This window comes from Yersinia sp. FDAARGOS_228 (assembly GCF_002073315.2).
Taxonomy (GTDB): Bacteria; Pseudomonadota; Gammaproteobacteria; order Enterobacterales; family Enterobacteriaceae; genus Yersinia; species Yersinia intermedia.
On sequence record NZ_CP020409.2, the window covers coordinates 1,242,706 to 1,262,643 of the forward strand.

A 19,938-nucleotide genomic window follows, 5' to 3' on the forward strand; every position below is an offset into this window, starting at 1 on the left:
TGAGCTGATTATATACTTGTCATTCACTGCATTTTTGCGTAGAATTCGCGCCCTATTGTGAATATTTATAGTGCGCTCTGGACTACAAAAGTGGAGTGCACGGAAAGCGGAGTTTTATATGTACGCGGTTTTCCAAAGTGGTGGTAAACAACACCGAGTAAGCGAAGGTCAAACCATTCGCCTGGAAAAGCTGGACATCGCAACTGGTGAAACTGTTGAGTTTGACCAAGTTCTGATGATTGCTAACGGTGAAGAAATCAATATCGGCGCTCCTTTAGTCGATGGTGGCAAGATCAAGGCTGAAGTAATTGCTCACGGTCGCGGCGAGAAGATTAAGATTGTTAAATTCCGTCGTCGTAAGCATTACCGTAAGCAACAAGGTCATCGTCAGTGGTTCACTGATGTTAAAATCACCGGCATCAGCGCTTAAGATTTAGGAGAGCGGATAAATGGCACATAAAAAGGCTGGTGGCTCGACCCGTAACGGTCGTGACTCCGAAAGTAAACGTCTTGGCGTAAAACGTTTTGGCGGCGAAGCAGTTCTGGCAGGCAGCATCATCGTTCGTCAACGTGGGACTAAGTTCCATCCTGGCATCAACGTAGGTTGCGGCAAAGACCATACTCTGTTTGCTTTGACTGACGGTAAAGTCAAGTTCGAAGTTAAAGGCCCGAAAAACCGTAAATTTATCAGCATCGAAGCTGAATAAGTTTTTCGCGTCCTGTAAATAGATGTAAGCCCTGCAATTTCGTTGCGGGGCTTTTTACATTTCTGGGTTAACCCCTCCGGTAAAAAATGGATACGAAGCAGCAGGCTGGTTTAGGTATTTTTTTGGCACTAACCACTGCCGTATTCTGGGGTGCCTTGCCGATTGCAATGAAGCAAGTGCTTGTGGTCATGGAGCCTTTTACCATTGTTTGGTATCGCTTCATGATGGCGGCTATCGGCTTGGGGATTATTCTGGCTTCACGCCGTCAGTTGCCCTCTCTTAAACTTTTTCGCCAACGTCGCTGGTTGGTATTACTGATAGTTGCGACGTGTGGCTTGCTGGGGAATTTCATCTTCTTCAGTTCATCATTACAATATCTAAGTCCGACGGCATCTCAGGTTATTGGGCAACTGTCACCGGTAGGTATGATGGTTGCCAGTGTGCTGATTTTAAAAGAGCGGATGCGCATCACCCAAGTTATTGGTGCGGGGATGCTGATATGCGGGTTACTGTTATTTTTTAATACCAGCCTGTATGAAATCTTTACCCGTTTGACTGATTATACGCTTGGCGTGGCATTGGGTGTCTGTGCAGCGGTTGTTTGGGTCAGCTATGGTGTTGCCCAGAAGGTGCTATTAAGGCGTATGGCATCGCAACAAATCCTATTATTGTTGTACACTTTATGTGCAATTGCATTATTCCCAATGGCGAAGCCCGCCGTTATTTTTCAGCTAAATGGGTGGCAGTTTGCCTGTTTACTGTTTTGTGGGGTTAATACCCTGGTAGGTTACGGTGCTTTAGCTGAAGCTATGGCGCGCTGGCAGGCAGCGCAGGTAAGCGCACTCGTCACATTGACGCCGCTGTTTACCTTGTTTTTTTCAATTCTATTGGCGCTGGCTTGGCCAGAAATGTTTGCCGCACCGTCCCTCAACCTTGTGGGATACGCAGGCGCATTCGTGGTAGTGGCAGGCGCAATGTTTTCCGCAATTGGGCATCGTTGGTGGCCACGTCGGACAGAAATAAACCTGGTTGCTCCGCAAAAGCAGCAGCCCGGTGAATGATTTACGGAGAAAGTAAATGAAGTTTGTTGATGAAGCTACGATTCTGGTTGTAGCGGGTGACGGTGGTAACGGCTGCGTCAGCTTCCGCCGCGAAAAATATATCCCTAATGGTGGTCCTGACGGTGGTGATGGTGGTGATGGTGGCGATATTTTCCTGCTGGCCGATGAAAACCTTAACACGCTGATTGATTACCGTTTTGTGAAGTCTTTCCGTGCTGAACGTGGGCAGAACGGCCAGAGCCGTGATTGTACCGGCAAACGTGGTAAAGATATCACCATTAAAGTCCCGGTGGGTACCCGTGTACTGGATCAGGGAACCGGTGAAATTGTGGGTGATATGACCCGCCATGGCCAGATTCTGATGGTCGCGAAAGGGGGGTTCCACGGGTTAGGTAACACCCGATTCAAATCATCGGTTAACCGTGCGCCACGCCAGAAAACCATGGGTACTGAAGGCGAAACCCGTGAATTGATGCTTGAGCTGTTGCTGCTGGCTGATGTAGGGATGTTAGGTTTGCCAAACGCCGGTAAATCAACCTTTATCCGTGCAGTTTCTGCGGCTAAACCCAAAGTGGCTGATTATCCATTTACGACATTGATCCCAAGTCTGGGTGTTGTACGAATGGATCACGAGCAGAGCTTTGTGGTTGCCGATATTCCTGGTTTGATCGAAGGTGCATCAGACGGTGCCGGTCTGGGTATTCGTTTCCTAAAGCATCTGGAACGTTGCCGTGTACTGCTGCACTTGGTTGATCTGGCTCCGACCGATGAATCTGATCCGATTGAGAATGCCAAAGTCATCGTTAATGAGTTGCAGCAATACAGCGAAAATCTTTCCCAGAAGCCACGCTGGCTTGTTTTCAATAAGATTGACCTGATAGGTACTGAAGAAGCTGAAGTTCGCGCTAAAGCCATTGTAGAAGCGCTGGGATGGGACGATAAGTACTACATGATTTCTGCCGCGAATCGCGAGAATGTGAATGCGCTGTGCTGGGATGTCATGAAATTCCTTAACAGCCAACCTAAAGCCATGGCTATTGCAGAAAGTGCGCCAGAAAAAGTTGAATTCATGTGGGATGATTATCACCGTGAACAACTGGCTGAAGTGGAAGCTGAAGCAGCGGCAGAAGAAGATGACGACGATTGGGATGAAGAGGATGATGACGGCGTAGAGTTTATCTACGAACGTTAAGTCACCCGGTGGTGATGAGTGTAAAGTTGTTATGAGTATAAATTAGGGCTGCCACTTCACCAGTGGTGGCCCTTTTATTTGAACAGCCACGCCTTATGACCACACTAGCTGAATTGAGGTAACACCGTGCTATGAGTGACCGCAGGTATCCAGCATTGTGCCTTTAATCCTGAACGCTCTGTGCGGTTCTCCAGTGTTAGCCTGCCTTGGTGCAGTTGAACAATACGGATCACGATATTTAGCCCTAAACCACTGCCTCCATAGCGTTGATCCATACGACGAAACGCCTGAGTCAGTTCGCCTGCCTGTTCTGGTTTTATACCCGGCCCTTCATCTATCACTTGCAGAATAGTACCCGAGTCTTCAGTAACGAGTTTGACTGAAATTTGGCTACCAATCGGGCTATAACGATGGGCATTTTCAACCAGATTTCGCAACATTAAGCGCAGCAAAGTGGCGTCACCTTCTGTCTTGGCATAAGGAGGGAATTCCCACTGAATAGTTTGCTGGCGAAGAGTACACATTTCCTGCAACTCATCTTGTAGTGGCTGTACTACGTTCTCAACCCAATCAAGAGTTTGATAAAGGCCACTGGCAAAATTTTGGCCAGCCCTGGATAGCGCCAGTAGCTGTTCAATGGTATGCATCAATAAGTCGATGCGGTTAATCAATAATTTACTCTCAGTGATTCCTTGTTGTTCCATCAACTCAAGGTGCAGGCGAATTCCAGCAAGAGGGGTGCGCAACTCATGCGCGGCATCGGCGGTGAACAAACGTTCTTGCGCAAGAGTATTGGATAGCCGGGATAACAACTGATTAAGTGTCGACGTTACAGAGACGATTTCTTGCATATCGCTCTTAACAATCACTGGGGTGAGATTATCGGCTGAGCGTTCAGCCAGCTTCTTTTGCAATTGATCCAACGGGCGAATAATCCAACTGATCGCCCAGAAAGAAAGCAAAAGAGTAATGGCCATCATGATGAGCGACGGGGCAAGCAGTGACGCAATAGCTTCCGCTATTTCAGTATCAACCCGTTCATTACGTGCTTTCGCGCTAAGGGTTTCATCAACCAGGAAGCTTATTTGCTCCTGACTTTCATGCCATAACCAAAATGCGCTAATTAACTGGGTAACCAATAAAATTAACGCCAGCATTAAGATCAGACGGCGACGCATACTGATCATGATTGCGCTTCCAGTCGATAGCCAATACCCCTGACAGTGCGGATTCGATCCTTGCCTAATTTACGACGCAGGTTATGGATATGCACTTCTAACGTATTGGAGCCGAGATCATCATTCCAGGTATACAGATCCTGCTGTAATAACTCACGATTAACCGTTTGACCGGCTCGCATAATTAAGCGTGAGAGGATCGCAAACTCTTTAGGTGTGACTTCCAGCGGCTGATCCTGCAAACAGACTTGCTGGGTTGATAAGTTAAGGCTCAGATCATCTTGTTGTACCAGATTGTCACTTTGCCCCTGATAACGTCGGATCAATGCGCGGACGCGTGCCAGTAATTCGGCTAACGCGAAAGGTTTGATAAGGTAATCGTCAGCACCGGCATCCAGCCCGTCAACCCGGTCTTCCAGTGCATCACGGGCGGTGAGGATGAGCACCGGTAGGGTGACATGCTGGCGACGCCATTGACGCAGCAATACGGCTCCATCTTGATCCGGCAAGCCGAGATCGAGGATTACCATACTGTACTGACTGGTGTGTAATAAACTGTGCGCTTCGGCTGCGGTACCGGCACAGTCGCAGGCATAGCCTTGGTTGGTCAGGGCCATCGCTATTCCGCGTTGCAGTAGTTCATCATCTTCAACAATCAGTAGTTTCATAGTTTTTAATTGTTCTGATAGATATCTTTATACAGGCGACTTTCGAAGCGAACCAAAGGTGCCCGACGATTTTTTTGATCTTCTGGTGGCACGGCGTAACCCGACAAGAATTGGACAAATGCCATGCGCTGCCCGCTCGCAGTGGTGATAAATCCGGCCAGATTGTATACGCCTTGTAGTGCCCCGGTTTTAGCCGAAACCTTGCCATCAACACCAGCCTCATGCAGGCCACCGCGATAGCGTAATGTGCCATCATAACCCGATAACGGCAGCATTGAGATAAAGTTAAGCTCTTGATCATGCTGAGCTATATACTGCAAAGCCTGCATCATGGTTGCTGGTGAAATAAGGTTATGACGTGACAACCCTGAGCCATCCACGACAATACTGTTCCCCAGATCCACACCGGCTTTCTGGCGCAGAACCTGACGCACTGCATCGGCACCGGCGCGCCATGTACCCGGTACACCAAATCGCTGATGACCAATGGTCCTGAATACGGTATCGGCAATCATGTTGTCAGACTTTTTCAACATGATTTTCAGTAAGTCATGTAACGGTGCTGACTGTGCTTGTGCTAACACGCTTCCCGCAGGGCCTGGTGTAGTTTGGCGCCGCAAACTACCGTCAATCTGAATATCCGCTTTTTTCAGTTCATCTTTCAAGATGGCACCGGCATAGCTGGCCCCATTTTGTACGGCAAAGGCCAGCGGCAGAGGTTCGCTACGTTGTGTCAGGCATCCGGTAAGCGTGAATCTGTTTAATTCACCCGGAACGACATCTAACTCGCAATATTGCGCATCCGGTGAACCTTTAGCTAAAGTACGTACTTCACTGAACATCTGCACCGGATAATAGGATGCAACTCGGATAAATGCCATGTCACCCGGATTAGGTGCGCTGTATAGTGAGACAGAAAAACAGTTGCGATCGACAATGGCCGCCGCAGGGGGGGCACTAAAACATTGTGTCATGTCGTTCCACGGCCAACCGGGTGCTTTATCATGGCTGGCGAAAACCGACGTATCAATGATCAGATCACCTGCAACTTGTTTCACACCCGCTTTTCGTAGTGTAGCCACCATATTACGCAGTTGCTGGCGTGTTAAGGTGGGGTCACCGTCAAAACGAGCAATTAAATTGCCGCGCAACACACCATCGGTGATCGGGCCGTGGCTTTCCAGTGTGGTATTGAAGCGAAAATCGGGTCCAAGTTGTAATAATGCGGCCAATGCCGTCAGGACTTTTTGCGTACTGGCGGGTAATGCCATCTGCTGGGCGTGATAGTCTATTGCCGGGGTAGTGGCCCCGATTTTTTGTACCACTAACGCAAGATTTGCCCCATCAGGCAGATACTGTGTGTAATTTTCGACCTGAGCCGCATTGGCGTTAGATATGCTGATATTGATCGCAATAGCGCAGGCCAATCCACTGACAATTCGTGAAAAATGCATAATTTCGGTATAACTGCTGAATAACGTGTTGCCATACTACGGTGCAACGAGGGCGAAAGTAAACGATGACCCTAAAGGAACTCTACGTTAAAATGCATATCAAAATGCAAAATTGATCCTGACTTGGGGTTTTGGCTCCGGGGTGATTTTTTTTGTTTATCGCCTGGAGGCGGGTAGGGTATCAAACTAGCCGTATTTTCATTCGAAAACGTTAGGATGACGGTTTTTTGAACAGGATAGATTTAGAGGTATTTAAAAGATGAAACAGATTCCGATGACGGTAAATGGCGCAGAGAAACTGCGTGAAGAGCTGGATTTTTTAAAAGGCGTTCGTCGCCCTAAAATTATTGCTGATATCGCCACTGCCCGCGAACACGGTGACTTGAAAGAAAATGCTGAATATCACGCAGCCCGCGAGCAACAAGGGTTCTGTGAAGGCCGGATTCAAGAAATAGAAGCAAAACTCTCTAATGCGCAGGTGATTGATATCACCAGAATGCCAAATAATGGCCGCGTTATTTTTGGTGCCACGGTTCGTGTCTTAAATGTGGATAGCGAAGAAGAGCAGCAATACCGGATTGTGGGTGATGATGAAGCGGATTTTAAACAAAATCTTATTTCGGTTAACTCACCTATCGCTCGTGGCCTGATTGGTAAGGAAGTCGATGACGTCGTTGTTATTCGAACTCCAGGCGGCGAAGTAGAATATGAAATTCTTAGCGTGGATTATGTGTAATACTTGCCCATCTGAGCAGCTATTACGCATTATTTCTCAAAAATGAAGTTGTAAAGAAAAGTAAAAGGCCGCTTGCGGCCTTTTATCAGAACAAAGTGCATGGCACCTTTTCTCTAAAACAAGCGTCATTACCGCGGTAAAATGATCTTGCGCTCTTTCGCCGGGCGATAGAGCACTAAAATATTACCGATGATTTGGACGTTAACGGCACCGGTCTCACGCACGATGGCATCAGCAATTAGGGCTTTGGTTTCACGCTCTTCAGCAGTGATCTTCACCTTAATAAGTTCATGATGTTCCAGCGTTTGTTCGATTTCAGCCAGCACCCCTTCGGTTAACCCGTTATTGCCCAGCATGACTACTGGCTTTAATGGATGGGCCAAGCTTTTCAGGTGCTGTTTTTGTTTGTTATTCAGATTCATCGTCTTTTTTGCTTAAGTTGGGATTGAAAACGGTTCATTCTACCGCCATCTCATGTGTATCACCAAATCGGTCTACGTCGATGGGGAGTTTACGCGAGCTAAGCAACAGATGCGCGGGCTCTTAATTAAGATAGTTGGAAAAAGAGATGTCTAATAAAAAGCGTTCGGCTAGCTCCAGTCGCTGGTTACAAGAACACTTTAGCGATAAATATGTAATTCAGGCGCAGAAAAAGGGGCTACGCTCCCGCGCCTGGTTTAAACTTGATGAAATACAACAGAACGATAAACTTTTTAAACCCGGTATGACAGTGGTCGATTTAGGCGCTGCACCCGGCGGTTGGTCCCAATATGTTGTAAGCCAAATAGGCGGTAAAGGGCGAATCATCGCATGTGATCTTCTACCAATGGATCCTATCGTTGGTGTCGATTTCCTTCAGGGCGATTTTCGTGATGAACTGGTCTTGAAAGCCTTACTTGAGCGTGTTGGGGATAAAAAAGTTCAGGTGGTCATGTCCGATATGGCCCCGAATATGTGTGGTACTCCGGCAGTCGATATACCTAAATCAATGTATCTGGTTGAATTAGCTTTGGATATGTGTCGTGATGTACTTGCACCAGGCGGAAGTTTCCTGGTGAAGGTGTTTCAGGGAGATGGCTTTGATGAATACCTACGGGAAATTCGCTCCCTGTTTACGAAAGTTAAGATTCGTAAGCCAGACGCTTCTCGTGCGCGATCGCGTGAAGTGTACATTGTAGCGACAGGGCGGAAACTGTAGTACCCTAACGCTGTTTGTTAACACAGTTGTAATATGAGGTTAATCCCTTGAGTGACATGGCGAAAAACCTAATTCTCTGGTTAGTTATTGCAGTCGTACTGATGTCTGTATTCCAGAGCTTTGGACCCAGCGAATCGAATGGCCGTAAAGTGGATTACTCTACTTTCATGTCCGACGTAACCCAAGAACAGGTTCGTGAAGCACGTATTAATGGGCGTGAAATTAACGTCAGTAAGAAAGATAACAGCAAATATACGACTTACATTCCGGTCAATGATCCAAAGCTGTTAGATACCTTATTGACTAAAAATGTGAAAGTTGTTGGTGAGCCACCGGAAGAGCCGAGCTTGCTGGCCTCTATCTTTATTTCCTGGTTCCCAATGCTGTTGTTGATTGGGGTCTGGATCTTCTTTATGCGTCAAATGCAAGGTGGCGGCGGCAAAGGGGCAATGTCCTTTGGCAAGAGCAAAGCCCGCATGCTGACAGAAGATCAAATAAAAACCTCTTTTGCTGATGTGGCCGGTTGCGACGAAGCAAAAGAAGAAGTCAGTGAGTTAGTTGACTACCTGCGTGAGCCAAGCCGCTTCCAGAAACTGGGCGGTAAGATTCCGAAAGGCGTGTTGATGGTCGGTCCTCCAGGGACAGGTAAAACCTTGCTGGCGAAAGCCATTGCAGGTGAAGCTAAAGTGCCATTTTTCACTATTTCTGGTTCTGACTTCGTGGAAATGTTCGTTGGTGTGGGTGCATCCCGTGTCCGTGACATGTTTGAGCAGGCTAAGAAAGCCGCACCTTGTATCATCTTTATCGATGAAATCGATGCGGTAGGCCGTCAGCGTGGCGCTGGTTTGGGTGGTGGTCATGATGAACGTGAACAGACACTGAACCAGATGCTGGTTGAAATGGATGGCTTTGAAGGCAATGAAGGCATCATCGTCATCGCGGCAACTAACCGTCCAGACGTTCTTGACCCAGCGTTACTGCGTCCAGGTCGTTTTGACCGTCAGGTTGTGGTTGGTTTACCTGATGTCCGTGGTCGTGAACAGATTCTGAAAGTTCATATGCGCCGCGTACCATTAGATACCGATATCGATGCTTCAGTTATCGCACGCGGTACACCAGGTTTCTCTGGTGCTGACCTGGCTAACCTGGTCAACGAAGCCGCACTGTTTGCTGCTCGTGGTAACAAGCGTGTCGTTTCGATGGCTGAGTTTGAGAAAGCGAAAGATAAAATTATGATGGGTGCGGAACGTCGCTCCATGGTAATGACTGAAGCGCAGAAAGAGTCTACGGCTTATCATGAAGCAGGCCATGCGATCATCGGTCGTCTGGTTCCTGAGCATGACCCAGTACATAAAGTGACCATTATTCCACGTGGTCGTGCGTTGGGTGTGACATTCTTCCTGCCGGAAGGTGATTCTATCAGTGCCAGCCGTCAGAAACTGGAAAGCCAGATCTCTACCTTATACGGTGGTCGTCTTGCTGAAGAGATCATTTACGGGCCGGAAAAAGTCTCTACCGGTGCATCGAATGATATCAAAGTTGCTACGTCTATCGCGCGTAACATGGTGACACAGTGGGGCTTCTCCGAAAAACTGGGGCCGTTGCTGTATGCTGAAGAAGAAGGCGAAGTATTCCTTGGCCGTTCTGTGGCAAAAGCCAAGCATATGTCTGATGAAACTGCGCGTATTATCGATCAGGAAGTTAAGTTACTTGTCGAGCGCAACTATCAGCGTGCACGTACTTTGCTGATGGAAAACATGGATGTTCTGCATACCATGAAAGATGCGTTGATGAAGTATGAAACGATTGATGCACCGCAGATTGATGATTTGATGAATCGCAAAGAAGTTCGCCCGCCAGCAGGTTGGGATGATGCGACCAAGAATAAATCATCTGACAATGACAGCACACCAAAGGCACCAACGCCGGTAGATGAGCCAAACGTACCAACGCCTGGCAATTCAAATACCATGTCAGAACAGTTGGGCGATAAGTAAGTCAATTGTTGGCATCTAAAAGCGTTGTGATTAATATAAACCTCGGGCTTGCTCGGGGTTTTTCTTTTTCTGTCATATCCTGCTTACTTGGCGTTGCAGCGGTTCCCACTTGAATAACTGAACTTTGGTGTGTTCATCGGGCCTTGTTCGGTTTGCCTTGCTGCAACGCAATGACTTTGGGTATAAAATTAAAGTGAATTGCCACTTTTAAGGCGTGATTACATGCAGTTAACTGCCAGAGATCGGGTTCTGGATCTTTCTCTCCCGCAAGTTATGGGTATTCTGAATGTCACCCCGGATTCATTTTCGGATGGTGGGAATCACAATAATCTTGATAAAGCATTACAGCATGCCCAATCAATGCTATCAGCAGGTGCTACGCTGATTGATATTGGCGGCGAGTCCACTCGCCCCGGTGCTGCGCAAGTGAGTGAGCAGGAAGAGCTTGATCGGGTCGTGCCCGTTGTAGAAGCGCTAGCCAAGCGCTTTGATGTCTGGTTATCGGTGGATACCTCTAAAGCGGCGGTTATCACCGAATCTGCTCAAGCAGGCGCCCATCTGATTAATGATATTCGCTCATTACAAGAGCCTGGTGCGCTTGACGCTGCGGCAAAAACCGGGTTGCCGGTGTGCCTGATGCATATGCAGGGGCAACCGCAAAGTATGCAACAGTCACCGCATTACGACGATTTACTGGCTGATGTAAACCAGTTTTTTGAACACCATATTGCTCGCTGTGTTGCGGCCGGTATCGCAAAAAGTAAATTGTTACTCGACCCAGGCTTCGGTTTCGGTAAAAATCTGGCGCATAATTACCAGTTATTGGCGCGATTGGCCGAACTACATCATTTTGAGTTGCCATTGTTAGTGGGAATGTCGCGAAAATCGATGGTGGGTCAGCTATTACATGTTCCGCCACAACAGCGGGTCATCGGGAGTGTCGCTTGTGCTGTCATTGCCGCTATGCAAGGCGCACAGATTGTCCGAGTGCATGATGTCAAAGAAACTGTCGAGGCGATGCGTATCGTCGAGGCAACACTTTCAGCGAAGGGATAAACAAAAATTATGAGTAACCGTAAATACTTTGGTACAGATGGCATTCGCGGCAAAGTGGGTGAGAGCCCGATTACGCCTGATTTTGTATTAAAGCTCGGCTGGGCTGCCGGTAAGGTTCTGGCTCGACATGGTTCTCGTAAAATTATCATCGGTAAAGATACGCGTATTTCCGGCTACATGCTGGAGTCGGCGCTGGAAGCTGGCTTGGCTGCTGCAGGGCTGTCCGCATCATTTACTGGCCCGATGCCGACCCCGGCCGTTGCTTATCTGACCCGAACTTTCCGCGCTGAAGCGGGTATTGTTATTTCAGCTTCCCATAACCCTTTCGAAGATAATGGCATTAAATTCTTCTCGATCGATGGCACCAAGCTGCCCGATGATGTAGAGGAGGCCATTGAAGCAGAAATGGAAAAACCATTAACCTGCGTTGAATCGGCCGAACTGGGTAAAGCCAACCGTATCGTGGATGCGGCCGGGCGCTACATTGAGTTCTGTAAAGGCACATTCCCAAGCGAACTCAGCCTGAAGGAATTAAAAATCGTGGTCGATTGCGCCAATGGTGCAACCTATCACATCGCCCCAAGTGTACTGCGTGAACTCGGCGCAAATGTTATCACCATCGGCTGTGAGCCTGATGGTATGAATATCAACGAAGAATGTGGCGCCACGGATGTTCGCTTGCTGCAAGCGCGTGTGCTTGCTGAAGGGGCACATGTTGGTCTGGCATTTGACGGTGACGGTGATCGGTTGATGATGGTTGATCATCTGGGCAACAAGGTTGATGGTGACCAGATTCTGTATATCATCGCGCGTGAAGGCTTGCGTCAAGGTCAACTTAAGGGTGGGGCAGTTGGCACGCTGATGAGTAATATGGGCCTGCAACTGGCGCTGAAAGATCTGGGTATTCCGTTTGTTCGTGCCAAAGTGGGTGACCGCTATGTGCTGGAAGCCATGCAAGAAAAAGGCTGGCGTATTGGAGCTGAAAACTCCGGTCATGTGATTTTGTTGGATAAAACTACCACCGGTGACGGCATTGTTGCTGGTTTGCAAGTGCTTACTGCTATGGTGCGTAACCACATGAGCCTGCATGATTTATGCAGTGGCATGAAGCTCTTGCCACAAATTCTGGTGAACGTGCGTTTCTCTGGTGAACACAACCCGTTGAAATCAGAGGAAGTTGAAGAAGTGACTCGCCAAGTTGAAAAAGAGCTAGGCGATCGTGGTCGCGTTCTGTTGCGTAAATCAGGTACCGAACCCTTAATCCGCGTGATGGTTGAAGGCGACGCTGAAGAATCATTGATTGCTGAAATGGCAAACCGAATTGCTGATGCGGTGAAAGCAGCAGGTTAATGGTATTTTTATGGGGGGAGGGCGTAACTCTTTCCCCATAAATTACGCTGAAGTTGAAGAACTTGACGATTTTTTCTGCAAATGAACTCGTGTAGTGAAATTGCCCTTGCGTGTACTATGCGCTTTGGTTAGTATTCACACCCGCTTAAGTGGGTGAATAAGTCCCCGCTGATGGGTGAAAAGCATTTGGCATGCGGTGAACCCGCAAGGATACAGGTACAACTATGTACGAAGCTCTTCTGGTATTTTTCTTGCTGATTTCGATTGGGCTAGTCGCTCTGATCATGTTGCAGCAAGGTAAAGGCGCGGATATGGGAGCCTCATTCGGAGCAGGTGCATCTGCAACTCTGTTCGGTTCGAATGGTTCCGGTAACTTTATGACTCGCATGACGGCTTTATTGGCGACGCTGTTTTTCGTCATTAGCTTGATTCTGGGCAATATGAGCACCAACCAGGGCCATACAGGCAGCGAGTGGGAAAACTTGGGTACGCCTGCAAAAACTGAGCAGGCTACAGCTCCAGTAGCACCCGCTAAGCCAAGTAGCGATATCCCGCAGTAATGTTTTGCCAGCAGTAAGCAGTAAAGATAGAAAAAAAGTTTTAAAATGGTTGTGACGACTTAAATAGTAAAAACAACCAGTTGAATCAGTGCCGGGGTGGTGGAATTGGTAGACACGCTACCTTGAGGTGGTAGTGCCCGATTGGGCTTACGGGTTCAAGTCCCGTCCTCGGTACCAAATCAGTCAGATAACTTGCTTTTTTGTCGTTATCAACGTAATATTTGCCACGTTTTCGGACGCGGGGTGGAGCAGCCTGGTAGCTCGTCGGGCTCATAACCCGAAGGTCGTCGGTTCAAATCCGGCCCCCGCAACCACTTTCCTGAAGTGTTTTTTTTCAAATGTTGTATTCGGTAGACCTCAGATACTTTCGATTTCAATTTGAAAAAAATACTTGTCAGAAAGTTGCACCGAAGCCGCTTTGCGGCAAACAGGGTCCAGTTGCATAAAGCCCCGAATTTCGGGGTTTTTTGTTATTTGACAGCAGAATCACTGGGCTATTAGGCCCTTTTTTTATGTCTTGGGGGTGGGCTTGTCCACATTAGAACAAAAGTTAACAGAGATAATTTCAGCACCGGTTGAGGCCTTAGGCTATGAATTAGTCGGCATTGAGTTCATCCGGGGGCGCCAATCGACGCTACGAATCTATATTGATAGTGACGACGGAATCACTGTTGATGCTTGTGCTGATGTCAGCCACCAGGTCAGCGCTGTATTGGACGTAGAAGATCCAATTACGGTCGCTTACAACTTAGAAGTTTCCTCTCCTGGCCTTGATCGCCCTATGTTCACCGCTGAACACTATACTCGTTACCTCGGTGAAGAAGTCACTTTGGTTTTGCGTATGGCAATGCAGAACCGCCGTAAATGGCAGGGCATTATTAAAGCCGTTGATGGTGAAATGATCACGGTTACTGTGGATGGAAAAGATGAAGTGTTCGCGCTGAGCAACATCCAGAAAGCGAACCTGGTACCCCACTTTTAAAGTTTGGATGAGGCAACTAGGATGAACAAAGAGATTCTGGCTGTTGTAGAAGCAGTTTCCAATGAGAAATCCCTTCCGCGCGAGAAGATTTTTGAGGCGTTGGAAACCGCTCTAGCGACAGCGACCAAGAAAAAATACGAACAAGAAATTGAAGTTCGCGTCAGTATCGACCGCAAAACCGGTGATTTCGACACTTTCCGCCGTTGGGTCGCTGTTAACGAAGTTACCATGCCAACGCGTGAAATCACGTTGGATGCGGCTCAATATGAAGATCCAACTCTCCAGTTGGGTGATTATGTCGAAGATCAGATTGAATCTGTTACTTTTGACCGTATCACAACCCAAACGGCTAAACAGGTTATTGTACAGAAAGTCCGTGAAGCCGAACGTGCTATGGTGGTGGATCAGTTCCGTCAATATCTGGGCGAGATTGTTACCGGTGTAGTGAAAAAAGTTAACCGTGACAGTATTGCACTGGATCTGGGTAACAATGCTGAAGCCGTTATTGGTCGTGAGGACATGCTACCGCGTGAAAACTTCCGTCCAGGCGACCGTATCCGTGGTGTTCTGTATGACGTGCGTCCAGAAGCTCGCGGTGCTCAGTTGTTTGTTAGCCGTTCACGTCCTGAAATGCTGATCGAGCTGTTCCGTATTGAAGTGCCAGAAATTGGCGAAGAATTGATCGAAATTAAAGCAGCTGCTCGTGATCCGGGTTCGCGTGCTAAAATTGCGGTCAAAACCAACGACAAACGTATCGATCCAGTCGGTGCTTGTGTCGGTATGCGTGGTGCACGTGTTCAGGCTGTTTCCAGCGAGCTTGGCGGCGAGCGCATTGATATTGTATTGTGGGATGATAATCCAGCCCAGTTTGTTATTAACGCTATGGCGCCAGCTGATGTTGCGTCTATTGTGGTTGATGAAGACAGACACACGATGGATGTTGCCGTTGAAGCCAGCAATTTGGCACAGGCAATTGGCCGTAACGGTCAGAACGTACGTTTAGCAGCACAACTGAGTGGCTGGGAACTGAACGTAATGACGGCGGACGATCTTCAGGCGAAGCATCAGGCCGAAGCTCATGCCGCTATTGATACCTTCACCAAATATCTTGATATCGATGAGGACTTCGCCACCATATTGGTAGAGGAAGGTTTCTCTTCTCTGGAAGAATTGGCTTACGTGCCAATGAAAGAACTTCTGGAAATCGACGGTCTTGACGAAGATACGGTTGAAGCGCTGCGTGATCGCGCCAAAGCTGCATTGACCACGCTGGCCCTGGCACAAGAAGAAAGTCTTGGCGACCAAAAACCCGCTGATGATCTGCTGAACCTGGCCGGTCTGGAACGTAGCATGGCATTCAAATTGGCTGCGCGCGGTGTGTGTACGCTGGAAGATCTTGCCGAGCAGGGTATCGACGATCTGGCAGATATTGAAGGGCTTAGCGATGAGCAAGCCGGTGAGCTGATTATGGCTGCACGTAATATCTGTTGGTTTGGCGATAACGCGTAATAAACTGTAGCAGGAAGGAACAGCATGACAGATGTAACCGTAAAATCGCTGGCAGCTGAGATTCAGACCCCAGTTGATCGCCTGGTACAGCAATTTGCTGATGCAGGGATCAAGAAGTCTGAAGTAGACTCAGTTACCCAGCAAGAAAAAGAAACATTGCTGGCGCACTTAAACCGTGAACACGGTAGTGCGCCTAATAAACTCACGTTGCAACGCAAAACGCGTAGCACCTTGAATATTCCGAGCACCGGCGGAAAAAGTAAATCGGTGCAAATCGAGGTCCGCAAGAAACGCACTTATGTAAATACGCCGGAAGCTGAACAAGCGAAAGCGGAAGAGCAGGCACAGCGTGAAGCGGAAGAGCAGGCACAACGTGAAGCGGAAGCAGCAGCGCAGAAAATCGCTGAAGAAAAAGCTAAACGTGCGGCCGAAGAACAAGCCAAACGTGAGGCCGCTGAAAAAGCTAAACGCCAAGCAGCGGAAAAAGAAAAAGTGACGAATCAACAAACCGACGAAAAAATCAAGCCAGCTCAGACCGATAAAGCACGCCGTGAAGCTGAAGCTGCCGAGCTGAAACGCTCAGTAGAAGAAGAAACACGCCGTAAGGTCGAGGAAGATGCTAAACGCGTTGCTGAGGAAGCCCGTAAAATGGCAGCCGAAAACGAAGGTAAATGGCCAGAACCTGTGGCTGAGCAGACTGAGTCTGCTGACTACCATGTAACCACCTCACAACATGCGCGCGCCGCGGAAGATGAAAACGACGCCAAAGTTGAAGGTGATCGCCGTAGCCGCACTCGTGGTGGTAAAGCAACTAAGCAGAAGAAAGGCAATAAACTCTCCGAGTCTAAAGCTGATCGTGAAGAAGCACGTGCTGTTGGTCGTAAAGGCAAACGTAAACCAAGCACATTGCAACAGAGCTTCAACAAGCCTGTTGTTGCGGTTAACCGCGATGTTGTGATTGGTGAGACTGTAACGGTTGCTGAACTGGCAAACAAAATGGCGGTTAAAGGCTCTCAGGTCATCAAAGCAATGATGAAACTGGGCGCAATGGCAACCATTAACCAGGTTATCGATCAAGAAACAGCACAGATGGTTGCTGAAGAGATGGGCCATAAAGTGATCTTGCGTCGTGAAAACGAACTGGAAGAAGCACTGATGAGCGACCGTGATACTGGCGCTGAAGCCGCAGCCGAGCACCGCGCTCCGGTTGTGACCATCATGGGCCACGTTGACCACGGTAAAACCTCTCTGCTGGATTACATCCGCTCCACGAAAGTGGCGTCAGGTGAGGCCGGCGGTATTACACAGCACATCGGTGCCTATCACGTTGAAACTGAAAACGGGATGATCACCTTCCTGGATACCCCAGGACACGCCGCGTTTACTTCAATGCGTGCCCGTGGTGCTCAGGCGACTGATATCGTGGTGTTGGTTGTTGCAGCCGACGATGGCGTGATGCCACAGACTATCGAAGCTATTCAGCATGCTAAAGCGGCGAACGTGCCGGTTGTGGTTGCAGTAAACAAAATCGATAAGCCAGAAGCTGATCCAGACCGCGTTAAAACCGAGCTGTCTCAGTACGGTGTCCAGCCAGAAGAGTGGGGCGGTGACTCTCAGTTCATCAACGTATCTGCAAAAGCCGGTATCGGTATTGATGAATTGTTGAACGCGATCCTGCTGCAAGCTGAAGTTCTGGAACTGAAAGCAGTTCGTACTGGCATGGCAAACGGTGTTGTTATCGAATCCTTCTTGGATAAAGGCCGTGGCCCTGTTGCTACCGTGCTGGTTCAGAAAGGTACCTTGAACAAAGGTGATATCGTACTGTGTGGCTTTGAGTATGGCCGTGTACGTGCGATGCGTGACGAATTGGGCCGTGATATCACGTCTGCTGGTCCGTCTATTCCGGTTGAAATCCTGGGTCTGTCCAGTGTTCCTGCTGCCGGTGATGAAGTGACTGTTGTTCGTGACGAGAAGAAAGCGCGTGAAGTTGCACTGTACCGTCAGGGCAAATTCCGCGAAGTCAAACTGGCTCGTCAGCAGAAGTCTAAGCTGGAAAACATGTTTGCTAACATGACCGAAGGTGAAGTTTCTGAACTGAACATCGTAATCAAGTCTGACGTACAGGGTTCTTGTGAAGCTATCTGTGATTCACTGGAAAATCTGTCTACTGATGAAGTGAAAGTCCGCATTGTTGGCTCAGGCGTTGGTGGTATCACCGAAACTGACGCAACATTGGCAGCAGCTTCTGGCGCAATCATCCTTGGCTTTAACGTTCGTGCTGATGCTTCAGCCCGTCGTGTGGTTGAAACTGAAGGTCTGGATCTGCGTTACTACTCAGTAATTTATAGCCTGATCGACGAAGTCAAACAGGCGATGAGTGGTATGTTGGCACCTGAGTACAAACAACAAATCATTGGTCTGGCTGAAGTTCGTGATGTGTTTAAATCACCGAAATTTGGCGCCATTGCAGGTTGTATGGTTACTGAGGGTGTGATTAAGCGTAACAATCCAATCCGTGTTCTGCGTGACAACGTGGTTATCTATGAAGGCGAGCTGGAATCTCTGCGCCGCTTCAAAGATGACGTTAACGAAGTTCGTAATGGTATGGAATGTGGTATCGGCGTTAAGAACTACAATGACGTCCGTACTGGTGATGTGATCGAAGTCTTCGAAATTATCGAAATCAAACGTACTATCGATTAATCGCCTCAGATCTGCTTATATCCATTTGGGGGGCCTTGGCCCCCCAATTTGTCTGGAGAATCCAAATGGCAAAAGAATTCAGCCGTTCTCAACGTGTTTCGCAGGAAATGCAGAAAGAGATCGCACTCATCTTACAGCGCGAAATCAAAGACCCACGTGTTGGCATGGCTACCGTATCCGGTATCGAGCTGTCCCGTGATTTGGCTTACGCTAAAGTCTTTGTGACCTTCCTGAATGTGTTAACCGATAACGCAGACCCGGATACAGTTAAAAATGGCATTAAAGCACTGCAAGATGCCTCTGGTTATATCCGTACTCTGCTGGGTAAAGCGATGCGCTTGCGTATCGTACCGGAACTGACCTTCGCTTATGATAACTCATTGATTGAAGGTATGCGGATGTCTAACCTGGTGACTAACGTCATCAAAAATGATGTAGAACGTCAGGTTAATCCAGGTAACGACGAGGAGAAGTAATGGGGCGTCCACGTCGTCGCGGCCGTGACATTAACGGCGTTCTGTTATTGGATAAGCCGCTGGGCCTCTCCTCTAATGACGTTTTGCAGAAAGTAAAACGTCTCTTTAGTGCTAATCGTGCAGGTCATACCGGTGCACTCGATCCACTGGCGACCGGCATGCTGCCTATCTGTCTTGGGGAAGCGACCAAATTTTCTCAATTCTTGCTGGATTCTGATAAGCGCTATCGTGTGGTTGCCCGTTTGGGGCAGCGCACCGATACTTCGGATGCCGAAGGCGCGTTAATCAGTGAGCGTGAAGTTAACGTCACTCAGGCACAGATGGATGCCGCTTTGGACCGTTTTCGCGGCGATAGCCAGCAGATACCGTCCATGTATTCAGCACTGAAACATCAAGGTAAGCCGTTGTATGAATATGCCCGGCAGGGGATTGAAGTAGAGCGCGAAGCCCGTAGCATTACCGTGTATGAATTGCTGTTTATCCGCTGGGAAGGCAATGACCTTGAGCTGGAAATCCATTGCTCAAAAGGTACCTACATTCGCACTATCATCGATGATTTGGGTGAATTATTAGGTTGCGGTGCACATGTTAGTTATCTGCGTCGTTTGCAAGTGGCTACTTACCCAAGTGATCGCATGGTGACTTTAGAGCAGTTGACTGCCATGGTTGAAGCGGCACAGGCAGAAGAACGTTCGCCAAATCCAGAGCTGGATTTACTGTTGCTACCGATGGACAGTGCAGTATTAAACTTCCCTGAAGTCAATCTATTACCTGCTGTCGCAGCCTATGTAAAGCAAGGGCAACCGGTACATGTTGCTGGCGCACCAAGCGAAGGTATGGTCCGTATCACTGAAGGCGAAGAGCATAATTTCATTGGTATCGGCACTATTGCAGAGGATGGCCGTGTTGCACCCAAACGCCTGGTAGTAGAGGCGCAGGAAAATGCACTGTAGGCCATACCCTATATAATTCGAGTTGCAGGAACGCTGCTTGAAGTATGACGGGTATATGCGGCTACCTTGCGATCCTGCGGTTCAAAGAGTAGAATAGTGCGGCTTACATATTGGGTTGCTGAATTAGAGATCGGCGCCTGTTTTAATTTATCTATATA

19 protein-coding genes and 2 tRNA genes are annotated in these 19,938 nt (G+C 48.3%); 17 read left to right on the forward strand and 4 right to left on the reverse strand.

Going from position 1 to position 19,938, the window contains the following annotated elements; genetic code table 11:
* The first annotated feature begins 118 nt into the window (after positions 1-118).
* The 4 genes from rplU (at position 119) to cgtA (ending at position 2,960) form a co-directional block, all read left to right on the forward strand.
* Entirely contained in the window at positions 119-430 is a 312-nt protein-coding gene (rplU, locus tag A6J67_RS05690) for a 50S ribosomal protein L21 (RefSeq protein ID WP_005186422.1), read from the forward strand.
* 19 nt (positions 431-449) lie between these two features.
* Positions 450-707 (forward strand): 50S ribosomal protein L27, encoded by a 258-nt coding sequence (gene rpmA, locus A6J67_RS05695; protein WP_005186423.1) that lies wholly within the window; start codon positions 450-452, stop codon positions 705-707.
* 86 nt (positions 708-793) lie between these two features.
* Positions 794-1,768, forward strand: coding sequence for a DMT family transporter (locus A6J67_RS05700; RefSeq protein ID WP_005186426.1), 975 nt, complete (start codon positions 794-796; stop codon positions 1,766-1,768).
* A 16-nt stretch (positions 1,769-1,784) separates the two neighbouring features.
* Positions 1,785-2,960, forward strand: a complete 1,176-nt coding sequence (cgtA, locus tag A6J67_RS05705; RefSeq protein ID WP_005186430.1) for an Obg family GTPase CgtA — start codon at positions 1,785-1,787, stop codon at positions 2,958-2,960.
* Between the two features lie 104 nt (positions 2,961-3,064).
* Here the strand turns inward: cgtA and pmrB are convergent, their stop codons facing one another.
* The 3 genes from pmrB to dacB are packed head-to-tail and all read right to left on the reverse strand — an operon-like array spanning position 3,065 to position 6,260.
* Complete coding sequence (gene pmrB, locus A6J67_RS05710) at positions 3,065-4,147, reverse strand: two-component system sensor histidine kinase PmrB (protein WP_042568681.1); 1,083 nt, start codon at positions 4,145-4,147, stop codon at positions 3,065-3,067.
* Positions 4,144-4,806: a two-component system response regulator PmrA gene (pmrA, locus tag A6J67_RS05715; protein ID WP_005186436.1), complete on the reverse strand. Its 663-nt coding sequence runs from the start codon at positions 4,804-4,806 to the stop codon at positions 4,144-4,146. Before pmrA ends, pmrB begins: the two co-directional genes overlap by 4 nt.
* Before the next feature lie 5 nt (positions 4,807-4,811).
* Positions 4,812-6,260 (reverse strand): serine-type D-Ala-D-Ala carboxypeptidase, encoded by a 1,449-nt coding sequence (dacB, locus tag A6J67_RS05720; RefSeq protein ID WP_042568679.1) that lies wholly within the window; start codon positions 6,258-6,260, stop codon positions 4,812-4,814.
* A gap of 259 nt (positions 6,261-6,519) precedes the next feature.
* Here dacB and greA point away from each other — a divergent pair, with 259 nt between their 5' ends.
* Positions 6,520-6,996 carry a transcription elongation factor GreA gene (greA, locus tag A6J67_RS05725; protein ID WP_005186441.1) on the forward strand — a complete coding sequence of 159 codons (477 nt, stop codon included), beginning with the start codon at positions 6,520-6,522 and terminating at the stop codon, positions 6,994-6,996.
* Positions 6,997-7,124: 128 nt separating this feature from the next.
* Here the strand turns inward: greA and yhbY are convergent, their stop codons facing one another.
* The gene (gene yhbY, locus A6J67_RS05730) at positions 7,125-7,418 is read right to left on the reverse strand and encodes a ribosome assembly RNA-binding protein YhbY (RefSeq protein ID WP_004389225.1); all 294 of its coding nucleotides are present in this window, start codon (positions 7,416-7,418) and stop codon (positions 7,125-7,127) included.
* A 146-nt stretch (positions 7,419-7,564) separates the two neighbouring features.
* Between yhbY and rlmE the strand changes: the two genes are divergently transcribed.
* From rlmE to truB, 12 genes are all read left to right on the forward strand, one after another.
* Positions 7,565-8,194, forward strand: coding sequence for a 23S rRNA (uridine(2552)-2'-O)-methyltransferase RlmE (gene rlmE, locus A6J67_RS05735; protein WP_032906639.1), 630 nt, complete (start codon positions 7,565-7,567; stop codon positions 8,192-8,194).
* Positions 8,195-8,250: 56 nt separating this feature from the next.
* Positions 8,251-10,191: an ATP-dependent zinc metalloprotease FtsH gene (gene ftsH / locus A6J67_RS05740; protein WP_005186455.1), complete on the forward strand. Its 1,941-nt coding sequence runs from the start codon at positions 8,251-8,253 to the stop codon at positions 10,189-10,191.
* A gap of 222 nt (positions 10,192-10,413) precedes the next feature.
* Positions 10,414-11,247, forward strand: coding sequence for a dihydropteroate synthase (gene folP, locus A6J67_RS05745; protein WP_005186458.1), 834 nt, complete (start codon positions 10,414-10,416; stop codon positions 11,245-11,247).
* Positions 11,248-11,256: 9 nt separating this feature from the next.
* The gene (gene glmM, locus A6J67_RS05750) at positions 11,257-12,597 is read left to right on the forward strand and encodes a phosphoglucosamine mutase (RefSeq protein ID WP_005186464.1); all 1,341 of its coding nucleotides are present in this window, start codon (positions 11,257-11,259) and stop codon (positions 12,595-12,597) included.
* A 224-nt stretch (positions 12,598-12,821) separates the two neighbouring features.
* On the forward strand, positions 12,822-13,157 hold the full coding sequence (gene secG, locus A6J67_RS05755; protein ID WP_050297161.1) for a preprotein translocase subunit SecG: 336 nt from the start codon (positions 12,822-12,824) through the stop codon (positions 13,155-13,157).
* 90 nt (positions 13,158-13,247) lie between these two features.
* Positions 13,248-13,334, forward strand: a tRNA-Leu gene (locus A6J67_RS05760).
* Between the two features lie 60 nt (positions 13,335-13,394).
* A tRNA-Met gene (locus tag A6J67_RS05765) sits at positions 13,395-13,471 on the forward strand.
* A 215-nt stretch (positions 13,472-13,686) separates the two neighbouring features.
* Positions 13,687-14,139 carry a ribosome maturation factor RimP gene (rimP, locus tag A6J67_RS05770; RefSeq protein ID WP_002222054.1) on the forward strand — a complete coding sequence of 151 codons (453 nt, stop codon included), beginning with the start codon at positions 13,687-13,689 and terminating at the stop codon, positions 14,137-14,139.
* A 21-nt stretch (positions 14,140-14,160) separates the two neighbouring features.
* Positions 14,161-15,648 carry a transcription termination factor NusA gene (gene nusA, locus A6J67_RS05775; protein WP_005186472.1) on the forward strand — a complete coding sequence of 496 codons (1,488 nt, stop codon included), beginning with the start codon at positions 14,161-14,163 and terminating at the stop codon, positions 15,646-15,648.
* 24 nt (positions 15,649-15,672) lie between these two features.
* The gene (gene infB, locus A6J67_RS05780) at positions 15,673-18,351 is read left to right on the forward strand and encodes a translation initiation factor IF-2 (protein WP_005186476.1); all 2,679 of its coding nucleotides are present in this window, start codon (positions 15,673-15,675) and stop codon (positions 18,349-18,351) included.
* Between the two features lie 65 nt (positions 18,352-18,416).
* Positions 18,417-18,827 carry a 30S ribosome-binding factor RbfA gene (rbfA, locus tag A6J67_RS05785; protein ID WP_032816249.1) on the forward strand — a complete coding sequence of 137 codons (411 nt, stop codon included), beginning with the start codon at positions 18,417-18,419 and terminating at the stop codon, positions 18,825-18,827.
* Positions 18,827-19,780: a tRNA pseudouridine(55) synthase TruB gene (truB, locus tag A6J67_RS05790; protein ID WP_005186480.1), complete on the forward strand. Its 954-nt coding sequence runs from the start codon at positions 18,827-18,829 to the stop codon at positions 19,778-19,780. The genes rbfA and truB overlap by 1 nt, the downstream gene beginning before the upstream one ends.
* Positions 19,781-19,938: the final 158 nt, after the last annotated feature.